Genomic DNA, 15,843 nt, shown 5'->3' on the forward strand with positions numbered 1-15,843 from the left:
GCCGCGACGACGCCGACCACGCCGGCCGCCGCCGCGACGGCCGGCCCCCGCGTAGCTCTCGCCGCGCGGTGGCGGATCATCCAGATCTGCGGGGTCATGGTGCGCGCGCGGTCGCTGAAGAGGCCGCGCGCGCCGTGGTCGCCGGGCACCGGCTCGTAGACGTTGTTCGGCGAGCATCGGCTCCGTGACGTCGGGAGCCTGCTGCCCGTCGAAGGCGTTGCGCGCCAGGTACCAGTCGAGGAAGCCGCCCGCGAAGCGGTCGCCGAGGATCGTGCCCGCGGTCGGCTCGCCGACCCAGGTGCGCCGGCGCGGCCTCGTCGGCCACGTCGGCGATGGCGATCGCCCCCACCTCGGGCTCGTAGATGGGCGGCACGGGCTGCGGGTGGTGCGGCAGCTGCGACTTCACCCAGTTGAACTGGATGGTGTTCAGCGCCGGCATGTCGACCTCGGACAGCCTGATCGCGCTCTTGGAGTGCGGGAGCTCGGCCGTGACCGCCTCGGTGAAGCCGCGCGCGCCGAACTTCGAGGCGCAGTACGCAGCCTGGAGCGGGATGCCGCGGTGCGCGAGGCCGAGCCGACCTGGATCACGTGACCGCGGCCGCGCGGGGTCATCCGCGAGAGCGCCGCGCGCGTGCCGTTGACGAAGCCGAAGAAGTTGACGGCGACGGCGCGTCGAAGTCGGCGGGCTCGGTCGACAGGAACTCGCCGAACACCCCCACCATCGCGTCGTTGACCCACAGCTCGATCGGACCGAGCTCGGCCTCGATGCGGTCGGCGGCGGCCTCGACGGCCTCGCGGTCGGCGACATCTGTCGGCACCCCGAGGGCCCGGCGACCCGCCTGCTCGATCTCGGAGACCGTCGCGGCGAGCCCGTCCTCGCCCCGGGCGAGCACCGCGACGTCCCATCCGCGCTTCGCGAGCTCGCGCACGGTGGCGCGACCGAGTCCGGCGGTGCCTCCGGTGACGACGGCGACGCCGCGGCTCATGCGCGGGCTCCTCGGCGTGCGCGGGCACCTCTGGCGGGCGTGGCGGTGGTGGGGATCTGCGTCATGGGTCGAGCTCCTTCGTGAGGGCGCGGTCTGCGTGTCCTTCTCCTTCCACGGTAGGCGCGTCGGAGCCCGTCCGCGCGGGCTTGCGCCGGTGCCGTGGAGCACTCGGAGCATCCCCGCCTGGGGAGGAGCGTTGCGGGAGGCGTCGGAGCCCTCCGCCTTCCCAGACGTCCAGGAGATCTCCAGTGACGGTCCAGATCACGGGTCGAGACTGGCGCCCGCCGCCGCACCCGGCGACCGGACGACCGGAACCACCCATGAACGCACTCCTCGGGCTGAGCCTCTCCTCGGGCCCCCTCGTCGTGACCGTGTACGCGGTCGCGGCCCTCGCCTTCGCCGGGCTCGCCGTCGGCTACGCGCGCTCGCGCCCCGGAGGCCGGACCCGCCGATCCGCGGCCGTCGCGGCAGTGCTTCTCGTCGGCACGATCGGAGGAGCCGCCCTGGCCGCACTGCTCGACGGCACGGACGGCCCGTTCGGCGTCGACTTCACCGCCGTCACCCGCCTCTGGGCGGGACTCGCCCTCGGCGGGCTCGGCGTCGCCGCCCTCGTGCTCGTCCACGCCCTCGCCCGTCGACGCGCTCGACGCGCGTCGCCTCGGTCGGCGTCGCACTCCTGGTCGCCGTGACCGCCGCGATGACGGTGAACATCGACTTCGGGCAGTACCCCACGCTCCGCAGCGCACTCGGGATCAGCGAGTACCCCGTCTCGGACTCCCCGCTCGCCTCGACCAGCGGCGCTCATCCCGCCCTCGCCGACTGGACCGCCCCCGCCGGCATGCCCACCGCCGGCCGCGTGTCCTCGGTGACGATCCCCGCGACCGCCTCCGGATTCCCCGCGCGCGACGCGGTGGTCTACCTGCCCCCGGCCGCCCTCACCGCCGCTCCCCCGCTGCTGCCGGTCATGGTGATGCTCTCGGGCCAGCCCGGCTCCCCGTCCGACCCGCTCTCGACCGAGAAACTGCAGCAGGCTCTCGACGCGTACGCCGCCGCGCACGCCGGACTCGCGCCGATCGTGGTCTCGCCCGACCAGCTGGGCGACCCGGACACGAACCCGATGTGCGTCGACTCGCCGCTGGGGAACTCGGCGACGTACCTCACCGTCGACGTGCCCGCGTGGATCCGCGCGAACCTGCCCGTCCTGCCCGACGCGCACGACTGGGCGATCGGCGGCCTCTCGCAGGGCGGCACCTGCGCGATCCAGCTGGGCGCCGCTCATCCGGAGCTCTTCGGCGCGATCGTCGACGCCTCGGGCGAGCTCGCGCCGACCCTGGGCGACGACGCGACGACGATCGAGAAGGGCTTCGGAGGCAGCGCGAGCGCCTACGAGGCCGCGAAGCCCGCGAGCATCCTCGCGGCGCACGCCCCCTACGCCGACACGGTCGCGGTGTTCGGAGTCGGCGCCGACGACACGACGTTCCTGGACGGCGTCAGGACCCTCCACGCCGACGCGGCAGCGGCGGGGATGCAGACCACCTACCTCGAGGTGCCGGACAGCGCGCACGACGCGACCGCCTGGACCGGAGTCTTCGATCAGGCGCTGCAGCTGCTCGCCGCGCGCTGGGAGCTCGTCCCGGCCTCCTGAGCGGCGTTCCGAGCGCTCGGCTCAGCCGCGGGCCGCCTCCTCGGCCGCCGACACCGCCGCGTCCACTCCCCGCTCCACGGAGCGCCGTGCCCCGGGAGCACCCAGGCCGCCCGGGTCGGCACGAGGAGCCGCAGCGACGCGAGCGCCTGCTCCGGATCGTCGGTGAAGGAGCGGGCTGCGGGCCCGAGCGCCCGGTGAGGACGTGGCGCGTGGTCAGCCCGTCCCCCACGAAGACGGCGTCGACGACGGGCACGTGCACCGCGATGCTGCCGGCGGAGTGGCCGGGCAGTCCGATGATCCGGGGCGACCCCGGCAGCTCGAGCACGTCGCCGTCGGCCACCTCGACGACCTCGGTCAGCGGAGGATGCGGAGAGACCGCCCTTGCGCGCGAAGTAGGCGAGGAACCCCGCCATCGCGCCCAGCCGCATCGTCTGCTTGCCGTTCGCGGGCTTCTTCCCGCCCTTCGCGCGGTCCGCGTCCGCGGCGTGCACGAAGACGGGGACGCCGTGCTCGCGGCGCAAGCGCTCCGCGAAGCCGATGTGATCGGAGTCGCCGTGGGTGAGGACCACGCCCTTCACGTCCTCGATCGGGCGCCCGAGGGCGGACAGTGCGGCGAGGAGGTCGGACCAGTGGCCGGGGAGCCCGGCGTCGATGAGGGTGATGCCCTCGGGCACCGAGACGAGGTAGGAGGCGACGATGTCGGAGCCGAGGCGGTGGAGCGAGGGGGTGAGTTCCATGATGGCTACGCTAGTTAGCCATCGATGGCTACTGTCCAATAGCTATGCTGAGGGCATGCCCACTCCGGACCGCACCACCCACGACGCCATCGTCACCGCCGCCGCGGAGCTCCTCGAGCAGGAGGGGCTCGCGGGAGTCACGATGCAGGCCGTCGCGCAGCGGGTGGGCGTGCGCGCGCCCTCCCTCTACAAGCGGGTCGAGAGCAGGAGGCGCTGATCCGCTCGGTGGCGGAGGCGACGCTGCGCGACTACGCCGACCGGCTGGGCGCGCAGAGCGATCCGGCGCGCATCGCGGACGAGCTGAGGCGCTTCGGGCACGAGCGGCCCGCCGCGTTCCAGCTCGTGATGACGCCGACAGCGGGGACGCCGGTGGCCGCGCAGGAGTACCGGGTCGCGGCGAGCACGTCGCTCCTGCGGGCGATGGAGGCGCTCGCAGGCCCCGAGCAGGCGCTCGAGGCCGCGCGGACCCTCACCGCCTGGGCCACGGATTCATCAGCATGGAGATCAACGGCGGCTTCACCCTCGGCGGCGACGTCGAGGACGCGTGGACGTTCGGGCTGGAGCGCCTCCTCCGCGCCCTCAGCGCCGACTGAGCTCAGCCGCGCCGGGTCGACCAGAGCGCCCAGGCGACGAGCACCGGCTGGAAGAGCAGCCGCACCGCGCGCTTGCGATCGGTGTCGAGACCGAAGGCACTGGTCTTCGTGACGTACTGCGAGATGTTGCCGGGGAAGATCGCGGTGAAGAAGGCGGCCGCGGCGTTCCCGACGAGGGGCGAGGTCCGGCGCGAGACGACGAGCGCCGCTCCGAGGCCGATCTCGACCACGCCCGAGGCCAGCACGACCGTGTCCTCATCCAGCGGCACCCACTCCGGCACCTGCGCCTGGAACTCCTCGCGGGCGCGGGTCAGGTGGCTCACCCCCGCGAAGACGAGGGCGGAGCCGAGCAGCAGCTTGGCCCCGGTGCGGGCGGCGGACAGGGCGGAGACGCGTGACATCCCCCCATCGTGCCGCGGCGACCCGGTGCGCGCCGACCGCTCAGGAGCATCCGCACGGACGTGCGCCCGGCGCCGTGTCGGAGGACCGGCCTAGGGTGAAGGAGTGACAGATCGCATCCTCGTCCTCACCACCGGCGGCACGATCGACAAGGAGTACTCGCTCTCGGGCGAGCTCGTCATCGGAGCGCCGACCGTGCCGCGCCTGCTCGAGCCCGTGCTCTCGACGCTCGAGTTCCGCGTCGAGGAGGTGCTCGCGAAGGACAGCCTCGATCTCGACGACGACGACCGCGCCCTCATCCGGCGCCGCGTGCTCGAGGCCGAGGAGGACCGCATCGTCCTCACCCACGGCACCGACACGATGACCGCCACCGCCGAGGCCATCGGCACGGTGCGCGACCGCGTCGTCGTGCTCACGGGTGCCATGCAGCCCGCGCGGATGCGCGACAGCGACGCCTCCTTCAACCTCGGCGTGGCCGTGGCGGCCGTGCAGCTGCTGCCGCCGGGCGTCTACCTCGCCATGAGCGGCCGGGTGCTGCCCGCGGGAGCGGTCGTGAAGGACCGCGCCGCCGGGATCTTCCTCCGGCCCGACGAGGAGCCTCAGCCCGCGGTCGCCCGCGTGCACTCCGCGCACAGGCCGAACACGTCCACCACATGGTGCGCGTCCGTGAAGCCGTGCTGCCCCGCGACCGAGTGCGCCCAGGTCTCGACCTCGTCGGCCGCGATCTCGACGGTCAGACCGCAGCGCCGGCAGATCAGGTGGTGGTGGTGCGTGCCGGGCGTGCAGGCGCGGTACAGGCTCTCGCCGTCGGGCGACTGCAGAGAAGTCGGCCTCGCCCTCGACCGCGAGATCGGCCAGCGCCCGGTAGACCGTGGCGAGTCCGATCGGCGACCCGGAGGCGTGCAGTGCGCTGTGCAGCCCCTGCGCGCTGACGAAGTCGTCGCGACCGGTGAGCGCCTCGCGCACCGCTTCCTCTGCCACGTGTTCCGCTTGATGACCGGACCACCTTCCCGTCTCACGACCCGGGCCACGCTATACCCCCGCCCCGACGAGCGCCGGGGAGCGCCGGCGGCGGACTCCTCTGCGGCCGATGATCCGGCAGACGACGTAGATCGTGAACGAGATCGTCGTGACGTAGGGGCTGATCGGCACGGAGCCGCCGAGCGCCAGCAGGATCCCGCCCACCAGCGCGCCGACCGCGAACAGCGTGCTCAGCAGCGGCACGATGACCGGCGACGCCGAGACCCGCAGCGCCGCGGCCGCCGGGGTGACGAGGATCGCGAGCACCAGCAGCGAGCCGACGACCTGCACCGAGACCGCGACGGCGAGCCCGAGCAGCAGCATGAAGACGATCGACAGCGCACGGGTCGGCACGCCGCGAGCGGCCGCCACGTCGGCGTCGACGCTCGCGAAGGTGAGCGGGCGCCAGATCAGCGCGAGGCCGATCACGACGACGACCGAGATCGCGATGAGCCAGCCCAGCTGGGGGTCGTCGACGGCGACGATCTGGCCGGTGAGCAGCCCGAACTTGTTGGCGCTGCGCCCCGGGTAGAGCGCGAGGCAGAGGATCCCGATGCCCAGGCCGAACGGCATGAGCACGGCGATGATCGAGTTGCGGTCGCGGGCTCGCGAGCCGAGCAGGCCGATCAGCAGCGCCGCGACGAGCGAGCCGATGATCGAGCCCTGCACCACGCCGATCCCTAGCAGGAGCCCCGCGGAGGCGCCCGCGAAGGACAGCTCGCTGATGCCGTGCACCGCGAACGCCATGTCGCGCGACATCACGAAGACGCCGATGAGGCCGCCCACGACGCCCAGCACCGCTCCCGCGATGACGGAGTTCATCAGCAGCGACAGCAGGGCGCCGTAGTCCGAGAAGTCGAAGATCTGCGACCAGACGTCGTCCATCAGGCTCGATCCTCCGAGTGCTCGTGGCGGTGCTCGTGCCGGTGCTCGCCCTCGTGCTCGTGCACGTGGGAGTGATCGGGGCGCCGACGACGATGATCCTGCCGCGGGCGCGGATCACGTCGACCGGCGCGTCGTAGAGATCGCTCAGGACCTCCGAGCGCAGCACCTCGTCGGGGTGCCGATGCGGAACCGGCCGCCGGCGAGGTAGAGCACGCGGTCGACCATCCGCAGCACCGGATTCACGTCGTGCGTCACGAAGAGCACGCCCAGGTTCCGCTCGCGCCGGTGCCGGTCGATCAGCTCGCTGACGGCGCGCTGGTGCGCGAGGTCGAGCGCGATCAGGGGCTCGTCGCAGAGCAGGAGCGCGGGATCGCCCGCGAGGGCCTGGCCCACGCGGACCCGCTGCTGCTCGCCGCCCGAGAGGCTGCCCAGCGGAGCGTCGGCGTAGTCGGTCGCTCCGACCGCCGCGAGCAGCGCGTCGACCTGGGCGCGGCGGGCGCGCGAGGGCAGCGGGAGCCCGAAGCGGTGGCCGTCGATCCCGAGGCCGATGAGGTCGCGGGCGCGCAGCGGCGTGCCGTCGTCGGCGAGCTTCTGCTGGGGTATGTAGCCGATGCGCGCATTGCCGATGCGGCGGTTGCCGCGGTGCACCGGCGACCCGAGCACCTGCAGCTCGCCCGTGCTGAGCGGCTGCTGGCCCAGCACCGCCTTCAGCAGGCTGGTCTTGCCGGAGCCGTTCGCGCCGAGCACGGCGACGAACTCGCCCGCCTGCACGTCGAGGTCGACGCCGCTCCACAGCTCGCGGGAGCCGAAGCGGAGGCTCGCGTCGCGCATCCGCAGCACGGCCGGAGACGCCGGAAGGCCCGCCTCCGGGGAGGCGGGCCGATCGATCGGGGACGGGGGCGTCACGACGAGAGCGCCCCTCGATCGCGTCGAGGTTCGCGGTCATCCAGCCGACGTACCCGCCGTCACCGTCGGGCAGTGTCTCGGTGACCGCGACCTCGGGGATCCCGGCGGACTGCGCCGCCTCGAGCACGGCCTCGGTCTGCGCGTCGGAGGTCTGGGCGTTGTAGACGAGCGCGTCGACCGTGCCGTCCGAGAACAGGGCGAGCGTCTCCTGCAGCAGAGTGGCGGGCACGTCGGTGCCCTCCTCGATCGCCTCGCTGAACTCCTCCGGAGTCGCGTCGACGAGGCCGAGCGCCTCGGTCATGTACAGCGGGACGGGCTCGGTGATCGCGATGGAGCGGCCCTCGACGGTGCCCTTCAGCTCCTGCTCGCGCTCGATCAGCGCGTCGAGGTCGCCGGTGAGGGACTCGGCGTTCGACGCGTAGGTCGAGGCGTTGCCGGGGTCGATGCTCGAGAGCCGGTCGGCGATCTCGGTCGCCACGTCGCGGGCGACGGTGAGGTCGTACCAGACGTGCTCGTTGTAGGCGGCGTGGCCGTGGCCCTCCTCCTCGGCGTGCTCCTCCTCGGCGCCCTCCTCCTCGTGCGCGTGCTCGTCCTCGAGCCCGGCGACGACCGTCGCGGTGACGACGGGCGCCTCGGAACCGGATGCGTCGATCATCGTGTCGACGAACGGGTCGTAGCCGCCGCCGTTCTCGATCACGAGCTGCGCGTCCGAGACGGCGAGCTGGTCGCGCGCCGTGGCCTCGTACTCGTGCGGGTCCTTCTCGGGGCTGTCGATGATGCTCGTGACCTCGACGAGGTCCCCGCCCACGCTCTGCGCGAGGTCGCCGTAGACGTTCGTCGAGGCGACGACCGAGACGAGACCGGAGTCGCCGCTCGCGCCGGACGCGGCGCCGGAGCCGGAGCAGGCCGAGAGGGCGAGGGCCGCCGCGCCCACGAGGGCGGCGGCGGAGAGGGAGCGCGTGCGTGCGGTGCGGATCGTCACGGAGAGCCAATCTGAGTCCGGAGTCGGACGGTCGGAATGCTTCACCGTAGCGACTATTGATAACGATTGTCAAAGTCGACAGGAGGACCGGCGCGGCCGTGTCGCGGAGTCTCCTCGTCGACACGCGGAGTCACACGCCGTCACCCCTCGACGCACTCGAGGCGGGCGCCTGCTCGGGCTGCGAGAGTCGCCGGACCGTTCGAGAGAGGACCACCGTGAGCACCGCACCGCCCCCGTCCGCCGCCGCCCCGGCGACCCCGTCCGCCGCCGGCCACGAGCCGGCCGCCCGCGCCACCGCGCTCGGCGACCCGCTGACCGACCGCTGGTCGGGCGCCGCGCGCCCCTCCTCCCCGGCCGAGTGGATCGCCCGCGCCGAGGAGGTCGCCTCGGTCCTCGCCGTCGACGCCCTCGAGCGCGACCGCGCCGGTGCCGCGCCGTTCACCGAGGTCGCCCTGCTGAAGAACGCCGGGCTCGTCACGCTCCTCGGCCCCCTCGAGCACGGCGGCGGCGGGCAGGAGTGGACCACCGCCCTGCGCGTGATCCGCACCGTCGCCCGCGCCGACGGCTCGATCGGCCAGCTCCTGGGCTACCACTACCTCTGGGCGTGGGCGGCGCGCCTGGTCGGCACCCCCGAGCAGATCGCGGCGGTGGAGCAGCTCGCCACCGAGGGGGACCTGCTCTACGGCGGCGCCGTGAATCCGCGCGACAGCGATCTGTCGATCCGGGAGGAGGGCGACGAGCTCGTCTTCTCGGGCCGCAAGTCGTTCTCGACGGGAGGCGTGGTCAGCGACCTGACCGTGCTCGAGGGGATCCTCGAGGGCACGGACACGCACGTCTTCGCCATCGTGCCGACCGCGCAGGACGGCATCGTCTTCGGCCGCGACTGGGACAGCCTGGGGCAGCGGCTCACGGAGTCGGGCTCGGTCGAGATCCGCGACGTGCGCGTGCCGTGGCCGCGGCCGCCGGCTTCGTCGACCGGGAGTTCCAGCCGCTCGTCTACAACTCCCTGAACGTGCCGACGATCCAGCAGGTCTTCGCCGAGTTCTACCTCGGCATCGCGCAGGGCGCGCTCGAGCACGCCGCCCGGTACACCCGCGAGCGCACCCGCGCCTGGCCGTACGGCGGGGACGACAAGGAGCGCGCCACCGACGAGTGGTACCTCCTCGAGGGCTACGGCGATCTGCAGGCGAAGCTGTGGGCGGCCGAGGCGCTGATCGATGCGACCGGAGCCGAGCTGTCGGCCGTGCTGCACGCCCCGCGCGAGGAGCTCACCCCCGCCGACGCGGCGAGATCGCGGTGCGGATCGCGGCCGCCAAGGCCCGCATCGTCGAGGACGGCCTCGAAACGGCGACCCGCGTCTTCGAGCTGACCGGCGCGCGCGCCACCGGGAGCGCGGTCGGGCTCGACCTCTACTGGCGGAATCTGCGCACCCACTCGCTGCACGATCCGATCGCCTACAAGCGGCGCGAAGTGGGCGTCTTCGCCCTGCTGGGCGACGTGCCCGAGCCCTCCTGGTACACCTGATCGCCGTCGGCCCCGGTTCCGACGAGCCGGGGCCGGCTCAGATCAGGCCGTGACGGAGGAACGCCGTCCGCACCCCGTCCTCGTGCACCGAGGTCGTCACGTCGTCGGCGACCGCGAGGACGTCGTCGGTGGCGTTGCCCATCGCGATGCCGAGACCGGCGGCGGTGATCATCTCGACGTCGTTCGAGCTGTCGCCGATCGCGACCGTGTCCTCGACCGGGTGCCCGAGCCGCTCGGCGAGCGCGACGAGCGCCGCGCCCTTGTCGACACCGGGGATGCTCACCTCGCCGCCCGCGTGGCCGAGGTACGGGATGGTGCCGGTGACCACGTGGAAGCGCTCGCCCAGGCCGTCGCGCACCACGGCGAACGTGTCGTCGTGATCGCCGAAGAACGTCGCCTTCGCGATCCCCTCGGTCGGCGCAGGACCCCGGGGAGTCTCGACGACCGGCTCCACCGCCTCGCCCCGCCGCGCGTGCAGCTCGGCGACGCGGGCGGCGAGCCCCCCGCTCGTGAACACGGCGTCGTGCGACTGGAGCGTGTACTCGATCCGGTGCGCCTCGAAGAACGCGACGATCTCGCGGACGGCGTCGGCGGGCATGGTGCGCCGCGCGACGAGCTCGCCGTCGAGCTCGACGAATCCGCCGGCCGCCGAGACGACCCCGTCGAAGCCCAGGTCGAGGACCTTCTGCGGGATCTCGGGACGCGAGCGCCCGGTGGCGAGCAGCACGAGGTGGCCGCTGCGGCGGGCGCCGGCGACCGCCTCTGCGGCCGAGGGGGCGACGACGCCGTCGTCCATCAGCGTTCCGTCGATGTCGAGCAGGATCAGTCGGGAGCGGGTCACCCGCGGAGCCTACCGAGCCCCGCGGAGCACGCCCCGTGCAGCTTGGGATGCACGACCCCGGGCGGATCTCGGAAGGAAGGCTCCCTGACGGGATCCCGGGATTCCCGCTCGAATCGGCGCGCTCAGCCTTCGTTCTGCAGGCCGAGCCGTTCGCAACCGAGGTCAGGAGCCGCCCGGACGGCTCGAGAGGTCGCCGCACGCGCTCCCGACCTCGGTTGCAGACAGGACGACGGCCCCAGCAGCGAGCTGTGCCGCACCTCGTCGACAGGGGGTCAGCCCAGCGTCCGCGGCGCGCGGTACTCCCACTCGCGGTCGCCGTCGCCGATCGCCCGCAGCACGCGCGCGGGCACTCCTCCCGCGACGACCAGCGGAGGCACGCTCGCCGTCACCACCGCCCCCGCGGCCACCACCGACCCCGCGCCGACCACGACGCCCGGCAGCAGGATCGCGCCCGCCCCGATCCACACGTCGTCCTCGATCACGACCGGCGCCGAGAACTGCGTGCCGTCGCGGCGCAGCTCCGGATGCACCGGGTGCCCGGTCGTGCTGATCGTGACGTTCGGCGCGATCATCACCCGGTCGCCGATCACGACCTCGACGTCGTCGACGAGCGTCAGGCCGAAGTTCACGTAGACGTTCTCGCCGAGCCGCACCCGGTTGCCGTAGGCGACGTGCAGCGGCGGCTCCACCCAGACTCCTCGCCGACCGCCTCGAACAGCTCGTGCAGCAGGCGGCGGCGCTCCTCCGCCTCGCGGGGCCCGGTCGCGTTGTAGGCGTGCGCGAGCTCCTTGCCGCGGATCCGCTCCTCTTCGAGCGCCTCGAGCCCGTCACCGGCGTCGGTGTACAGCTCGTGGGCGTCCATCCGCCGGCGGACCTCGTGCTCGCGCGCGTCCATCGCGGCTCCTCTCGTCGAGAGTCCAGGGTGGGGGATGAGGCGTTCCCTGATCGGGCGCGACACGACCGTCGGGGCCGGCGCCTCCTCCTGATCGGACGAGGCACCGGCAACGGTGATACAACGTTGTACGCCAGCCGTGAGCGGAGGAGGACCGATGGCCGTCACGCTGCACGACGTCGCCCGGGCCGCCGGGGTCTCGATCAAGACCGTCTCCAACGTCGTCAACGACTACCCGCACATCCGCCCCGAGACGCGCGCCCGGGTCGAGGCGGCGATCGCGCAGCTGGGGTACAGCCCGAACCTCTCGGCGCGCAGCCTCCGCCGCGGCCGCACCGGGGTGATCGGCCTCGCCCTGCCCGAGCTGAGCCTCCCGTACTTCGCCGAGCTCGCCGACAGCGTCATGCGCGCGGCCGACCGGCACGGCCTCACCGTGCTGATCGAGCAGACCGGAGCCGACCCCGCACGCGAGCGGGACGTCCTCCGCTCCCCCCGCCGCCAGCTCACGGACGGCCTGCTCTTCAGCCCGCTGGCGCTCAGCACCGACGACGAGTCGACGCTGGCGGTCGACTACCCCCTCGTCCTGCTGGGCGAGCGCATCTTCTCCGATCGCATCGATCACGTCACCATGCGCAACGTCGCCGCGGCTCGGGCCGCCACCGCGCACCTCCTCGACCGCGGCCGCCGCCGCATCGTCGCGCTCGGCGCGCACGAGGGCGAGACCATCGGATCGGCGACCCTCCGCCTGCAGGGCTACCGCGAGGCGCACGCCGAGGCGGGCGTCCCGGTCGACGAGCGCCTCGTCGTCCACTCTGGACCCTGGCGCCGGGTCGGGGAGCCGAGGCGATGCGCGGTGCGATCGAGTCGGACGTCCCGTTCGACGCCGTCTTCGCCTTCAACGACACGCTCGCGCTCGGCGCCCTGCGCTCCCTCCAGGAGGCGGGGCTGCGCGTTCCGGCCGACGTCGCGGTCGTCGGCTTCGACGACGTCGACGACTCGCGCTACTCGGTCCCGAGCCTCCGAGCATCGCGCCCGGCCGCGAGGAGATCGCGCGGACCGCGGTCGACGTGCTGCGCGGGCGGATCGACGGCACCCTCACGGACCCGCCCCGCGTGCACGAGGCCGAGTTCTCGCTGGTGGCGAGGGAGTCGAGCGAGGCCTGAGCAGACCGGATCAGCGGCAGTCGCAGATCTCGCGGCGGATCCACTCCCCGCCTCCGCGACCGGCAGCCGGCCCCGACGCAGCTGTCGGCTCCACTCGATCGCCCGTCGGGTGAGCCGGTCGTCGGCGCTCCCCGCACGGTCCCGGCCCGCCGTGCGCATGAGCAGGTGCGCGACGTGGCCACCGAGGTAGAGCGTCGCGCCGGCGACCCCGGCGAAGTGCCGCGCCTGGCCGCGGGTGCCGTCGTCGTACGGCCCGTCGAATCCCCGACCGCGGATCCGGTTGCTGCCACCGCTCAGCAGATCGACCGGACCGAGCAGGCCACCGCGGATCCCGGCGACGTCGCGCGCGACGGCGCGCACGAGGGCCCGTGGGTCGGGGGACGAGGAGGCGAGGGCCTCCACCCGGTCGGCCAGCATCGCGCACGCATCGGTCGTCCCCACTCGACGATTCCATCACGGGGTTCTGGACGGGAGCCGCGGGCTCGTGCTTGACAGTGCGCTCGCCCGGTCCGCATGATCGTCTCTACAACGTTGTCTCCAACGTTGTAGACGGCGCTCCCGTTGCGAGCAGCCGAACCCTCTCCCCGGTACCGTCCTGCTCGAAAGGCCCGCCATGTCCGACTCCCCCACCTCCTCGGCACGGATCACCCTCGATCCCACCGCGGTCGTCGCCCCCGTGAATCCGCGGATCTTCGGCTCGTTCGTCGAGCACCTCGGCCGCTGCGTGTACGACGGCATCTACGAGCCCGGCCACCCCACGGCCAACGAGGACGGCTTCCGCCTCGACGTGGTCGATCTGGTGAAGGAGCTGGGCAGCACGACCATCCGCTACCCGGGCGGCAACTTCGTCTCGGGCTACCGCTGGGAGGACGGGGTGGGCCCGCGCTCCGAGCGCCCCCGCCGCCGCGACCTGGCCTGGCACTCGCTCGAGACCAACGAGGTCGGCCTCGACGAGTTCGCCCGCTGGGCCGAGCTCACCGGCAGCGAGATCATGTACGCGGTCAACCTCGGCACCCGCGGCGTGCTCGAGGCGCTCGACGTGCTCGAGTACGCGAACGGACCGGCCGGCACCGCCCTCGCCGACCAGCGCATCGCCAACGGCGGCACCGAGCCCTACGACATCCGCATGTGGTGCCTCGGCAACGAGATGGACGGCCCCTGGCAGGTCGGCCACATGAACGCCGAGGACTACGGCAAGCTCGCCTCCCGCACCGCCAAGGCGCTCAAGATCGCCGACCCGTCGCTCGAGCTCGTGGTCTGCGGCTCCTCCGGATCGGGCATGCCGACGTTCGGCGAGTGGGAGCGCGTCGTCCTCGAGCACACCTACGACGACGTCGAGTACGTGTCGTGCCACGCCTACTACCAGGAGTACGGCGGAGACCTGGGCTCGTTCCTGGCCTCCTCCCTCGACATGGAGTACTTCATCGCCACGGTCGTCGCGACGGCCGACCACGTGAAGTACAAGCTCAAGAAGACGAAGGACATCATGCTGTCCTTCGACGAGTGGAACATCTGGTACCTCGAGGAGTGGCAGGCCAAGGAGAAGGCCGACGCCGAGGGCGACCAGAGCACCCGCGAGTGGGCCTACGCCCCCCGCCTGCTCGAGGACGTCTACTCGGTCGCCGACGCGGTCGTGCTGGGCAACCTCATGATCACGCTGCTGAAGCACTCCGACCGGGTCACCTCGGCCTCGCTCGCGCAGCTCGTCAACGTGATCGCGCCGATCATGACCGAGCCGGGCGGAGCGGCGTGGCGCCAGACCACGTTCTTCCCGTTCTCCACGACCGCGCGTCTGGCCTCGGGCAGCGTGCTGAAGCCCCGGATCGAGGCGGGCACCTACTCCACCGCCCGCCACGGCGAGGCTCCGCTCGTCGACTCGGTCGCGACGCACGACGGCGACCGCTCGTCGGTGTTCCTCGTGAACCGCTCGCAGACGGAGTCGATCACGGTCACGGTCGACGTGTCCGGCCTGGGCGTCTCGAGCATCGCGGAGGCGGTGGCCCTCTTCGACGAGGACCCGTACGCGAAGAACACGAAGGACGACCAGGAGCGCGTGGGCCTGCGCGACGCGGTCGACCCCTCCCTCGAGGGCGGCACCCTCACGGTGACGCTGCCCCCGGTCTCGTGGACGGCGGTCGCGCTGACGGCGTAGCGCCGATTCCGGCGGCGGCGGTTCTCGAGACGCCGCCGCCGGCGGCCGCTCGACCAGCAGGCAGGAACCCTCAGCCGCCCGCCGGCCACTGCACCGGCACCGGCAGCCGCCGCCGCTCCGGCGCCGCGCTCCGGTCGGCCAGCCGCTCGATGAGCAGCTCGGCCGCCGCCCGCCCGAGCTGCTCGCCGTCGACGTCGACCGCGGGCACCCCGACCAGGCCGAGCGCGTCGACGATCGAGCGCTCGGAGCTCACCACCAGCCCCTCCGGCAGGCCGCCCGAGGACAGCAGGGCGTACTGCACGCCGAGGCCCAGCGCGGTCGCGTACGGCACGACGGCCGTCGCTCCGGAGTCGCGCACCGCGACCGCGGCGCCCACTCCCGCCGCGAACGTGGCGGGGAACGGGCCCAGCACGGTGAGCTCCACTCCCGCGGCGCGCCGCCTCGCGGACCGCGGCCGTGCGCTGCCCGTCCTGCCACGATCCGTCCGGCCCGCCGACGTAGAGCACGCGCTCGTGCCCGTCGGCCGCGAAGCGCTCGACGAGCGCGCCGAACGCCGAGGCGGTGTCGGCGACGACCGACGCCATCCCGTCGACCTCGCGGTCGACCAGCACGGTCGGCTTGTGCGAGCCGGCCGAGAGCAGCAGCTCGTCGCCGCCGCGCGGCGCGACCACGATGAAGCCGTCGACCTGGCGCGAGAGCCGGTCGAACGCTCCGAGCTCGCGCACCGCCTCGAGCGGGTGCACGGCCACCGGAGCTGCAGGCCGTCCTCGTCGGCGCGGCGCTGCGCGCCTCCGATGATCGGCGTGAAGAAGGCGTTGTCGAGGGTGGGCACGACGAGCGCGACGACGCCCGTGCGGCCCCGCGCCAGCTGGCGGGCCGCCGAGTTGGGGATGAAGCCGAGCTTGGCCGCGGCGCTGAGCACCCGCGCGGCCGTATCGGGCGAGACGACCTCGGGGCGCGAGAGCGTGCGCGACGCGGTCGCCTTGGAGACGCCGGCGAGGGCGGCGACGTCGGCGAGCGTGGCCATGCGTACCCCCTCCGACTCTCCCGTGATCATAGGGCCAGGTCTGCAACCGCTCGCATCGAGGACGTGCACCGACGCGGGATCACGAAACACA

Annotated in this window: 18 protein-coding genes and 4 pseudogenes; 9 read left to right on the forward strand and 13 right to left on the reverse strand. The window is 73.1% G+C overall.

Translation table 11 applies throughout. The features are described 5' to 3' along the window. Positions 1 to 94: 94 nt before the first annotated feature. Together AC0CII_RS11545 and AC0CII_RS11550 are read right to left on the reverse strand one after the other, a co-directional pair. Complete coding sequence (locus AC0CII_RS11545; protein ID WP_465229501.1) at positions 95 to 439, reverse strand: hypothetical protein; 345 nt, start codon at positions 437 to 439, stop codon at positions 95 to 97. A gap of 169 nt (positions 440 to 608) precedes the next feature. Next, on the reverse strand, positions 609 to 986 hold the full coding sequence (locus tag AC0CII_RS11550; RefSeq protein ID WP_465229502.1) for an SDR family NAD(P)-dependent oxidoreductase: 378 nt from the start codon (positions 984 to 986) through the stop codon (positions 609 to 611). Between the two features lie 320 nt (positions 987 to 1,306). On the opposite strand from AC0CII_RS11550, the gene AC0CII_RS11555 reads away from it, so the two are divergent. After that, complete coding sequence (locus AC0CII_RS11555; RefSeq protein ID WP_465229503.1) at positions 1,307 to 1,675, forward strand: hypothetical protein; 369 nt, start codon at positions 1,307 to 1,309, stop codon at positions 1,673 to 1,675. Continuing rightward, positions 1,672 to 2,631 carry an alpha/beta hydrolase gene (locus AC0CII_RS11560; protein WP_465229504.1) on the forward strand — a complete coding sequence of 320 codons (960 nt, stop codon included), beginning with the start codon at positions 1,672 to 1,674 and terminating at the stop codon, positions 2,629 to 2,631. Before AC0CII_RS11555 ends, AC0CII_RS11560 begins: the two co-directional genes overlap by 4 nt. Here the strand turns inward: AC0CII_RS11560 and AC0CII_RS11565 are convergent. Continuing rightward, a complete protein-coding gene (locus tag AC0CII_RS11565) occupies positions 2,580 to 3,368 on the reverse strand; it encodes an MBL fold metallo-hydrolase (protein ID WP_465229505.1) in 789 nt (262 codons plus the stop codon). The genes AC0CII_RS11560 and AC0CII_RS11565 overlap by 52 nt on opposite strands. Positions 3,369 to 3,423: 55 nt before the next feature. Here AC0CII_RS11565 and AC0CII_RS11570 point away from each other — a divergent pair, with 55 nt between their 5' ends. Further along, complete coding sequence (locus tag AC0CII_RS11570; RefSeq protein ID WP_465229506.1) at positions 3,424 to 3,585, forward strand: helix-turn-helix domain-containing protein; 162 nt, start codon at positions 3,424 to 3,426, stop codon at positions 3,583 to 3,585. A gap of 31 nt (positions 3,586 to 3,616) precedes the next feature. Here AC0CII_RS11570 and AC0CII_RS11575 read toward each other — a convergent pair whose 3' ends face one another. Together AC0CII_RS11575 and AC0CII_RS11580 are read right to left on the reverse strand one after the other, a co-directional pair. Beyond that, entirely contained in the window at positions 3,617 to 3,853 is a 237-nt protein-coding gene (locus AC0CII_RS11575; RefSeq protein WP_465229507.1) for a hypothetical protein, read from the reverse strand. 110 nt (positions 3,854 to 3,963) lie between these two features. Then, positions 3,964 to 4,362: a DoxX family protein gene (locus AC0CII_RS11580; RefSeq protein ID WP_465227656.1), complete on the reverse strand. Its 399-nt coding sequence runs from the start codon at positions 4,360 to 4,362 to the stop codon at positions 3,964 to 3,966. A 103-nt stretch (positions 4,363 to 4,465) separates the two neighbouring features. Here AC0CII_RS11580 and AC0CII_RS11585 point away from each other — a divergent pair. After that, positions 4,466 to 4,867 (forward strand): annotated as a pseudogene (locus AC0CII_RS11585) (asparaginase domain-containing protein); the annotation flags it as partial. A gap of 92 nt (positions 4,868 to 4,959) precedes the next feature. On the opposite strand, the pseudogene AC0CII_RS11590 reads toward AC0CII_RS11585, so the two are convergent. The 4 genes and pseudogenes from AC0CII_RS11590 to AC0CII_RS11605 all read right to left on the reverse strand — a co-directional run. Then, positions 4,960 to 5,355, reverse strand: a pseudogene (locus AC0CII_RS11590) (Fur family transcriptional regulator). Positions 5,356 to 5,392: 37 nt separating this feature from the next. Then, a complete protein-coding gene (locus AC0CII_RS11595; RefSeq protein WP_465229508.1) occupies positions 5,393 to 6,265 on the reverse strand; it encodes a metal ABC transporter permease in 873 nt (290 codons plus the stop codon). A 144-nt stretch (positions 6,266 to 6,409) separates the two neighbouring features. Then, the gene (locus AC0CII_RS11600) at positions 6,410 to 7,171 is read right to left on the reverse strand and encodes a metal ABC transporter ATP-binding protein (protein WP_465229509.1); all 762 of its coding nucleotides are present in this window, start codon (positions 7,169 to 7,171) and stop codon (positions 6,410 to 6,412) included. A gap of 73 nt (positions 7,172 to 7,244) precedes the next feature. Beyond that, a pseudogene (locus AC0CII_RS11605) lies at positions 7,245 to 8,198 on the reverse strand (metal ABC transporter solute-binding protein, Zn/Mn family); the annotation flags it as partial. A 170-nt stretch (positions 8,199 to 8,368) separates the two neighbouring features. Here AC0CII_RS11605 and AC0CII_RS11610 point away from each other — a divergent pair. From AC0CII_RS11610 to AC0CII_RS11620, 3 genes are read left to right on the forward strand one after another with little or no spacing between them, the layout of a single operon-like run. Further along, positions 8,369 to 9,163 (forward strand): acyl-CoA dehydrogenase family protein, encoded by a 795-nt coding sequence (locus tag AC0CII_RS11610; protein WP_465229510.1) that lies wholly within the window; start codon positions 8,369 to 8,371, stop codon positions 9,161 to 9,163. Then, complete coding sequence (locus AC0CII_RS11615) at positions 9,103 to 9,522, forward strand: hypothetical protein (protein WP_465229511.1); 420 nt, start codon at positions 9,103 to 9,105, stop codon at positions 9,520 to 9,522. Before AC0CII_RS11610 ends, AC0CII_RS11615 begins: the two co-directional genes overlap by 61 nt. Beyond that, positions 9,450 to 9,677, forward strand: coding sequence for a hypothetical protein (locus tag AC0CII_RS11620; protein WP_465229512.1), 228 nt, complete (start codon positions 9,450 to 9,452; stop codon positions 9,675 to 9,677). Before AC0CII_RS11615 ends, AC0CII_RS11620 begins: the two co-directional genes overlap by 73 nt. A gap of 37 nt (positions 9,678 to 9,714) precedes the next feature. Here AC0CII_RS11620 and AC0CII_RS11625 read toward each other — a convergent pair whose 3' ends face one another. The 3 genes from AC0CII_RS11625 to AC0CII_RS11635 form a co-directional block, all read right to left on the reverse strand. Next, a complete protein-coding gene (locus AC0CII_RS11625; RefSeq protein WP_465229513.1) occupies positions 9,715 to 10,518 on the reverse strand; it encodes an HAD family hydrolase in 804 nt (267 codons plus the stop codon). A 272-nt stretch (positions 10,519 to 10,790) separates the two neighbouring features. After that, the gene (locus tag AC0CII_RS11630; RefSeq protein ID WP_465229514.1) at positions 10,791 to 11,207 is read right to left on the reverse strand and encodes a DapH/DapD/GlmU-related protein; all 417 of its coding nucleotides are present in this window, start codon (positions 11,205 to 11,207) and stop codon (positions 10,791 to 10,793) included. Then, a complete protein-coding gene (locus AC0CII_RS11635) occupies positions 11,144 to 11,413 on the reverse strand; it encodes a maltose acetyltransferase domain-containing protein (RefSeq protein WP_465229515.1) in 270 nt (89 codons plus the stop codon). The genes AC0CII_RS11630 and AC0CII_RS11635 overlap by 64 nt, the downstream gene beginning before the upstream one ends. Before the next feature lie 154 nt (positions 11,414 to 11,567). On the opposite strand from AC0CII_RS11635, the pseudogene AC0CII_RS11640 reads away from it, so the two are divergent. Both AC0CII_RS11640 and arfA read left to right on the forward strand, forming a co-directional pair. Beyond that, positions 11,568 to 12,573, forward strand: a pseudogene (locus tag AC0CII_RS11640) (LacI family DNA-binding transcriptional regulator). Positions 12,574 to 13,186: 613 nt separating this feature from the next. Next, positions 13,187 to 14,725, forward strand: a complete 1,539-nt coding sequence (gene arfA, locus AC0CII_RS11645) for an arabinosylfuranosidase ArfA (protein ID WP_465227649.1) — start codon at positions 13,187 to 13,189, stop codon at positions 14,723 to 14,725. A gap of 70 nt (positions 14,726 to 14,795) precedes the next feature. On the opposite strand, the gene AC0CII_RS11650 is transcribed toward arfA, so the two are convergent. Beyond that, positions 14,796 to 15,752: a LacI family DNA-binding transcriptional regulator gene (locus AC0CII_RS11650; protein WP_465229516.1), complete on the reverse strand. Its 957-nt coding sequence runs from the start codon at positions 15,750 to 15,752 to the stop codon at positions 14,796 to 14,798. Positions 15,753 to 15,843 lie beyond the last annotated feature (91 nt).

It is taken from the genome of Rathayibacter sp. AC182 (genome assembly GCF_979253875.1).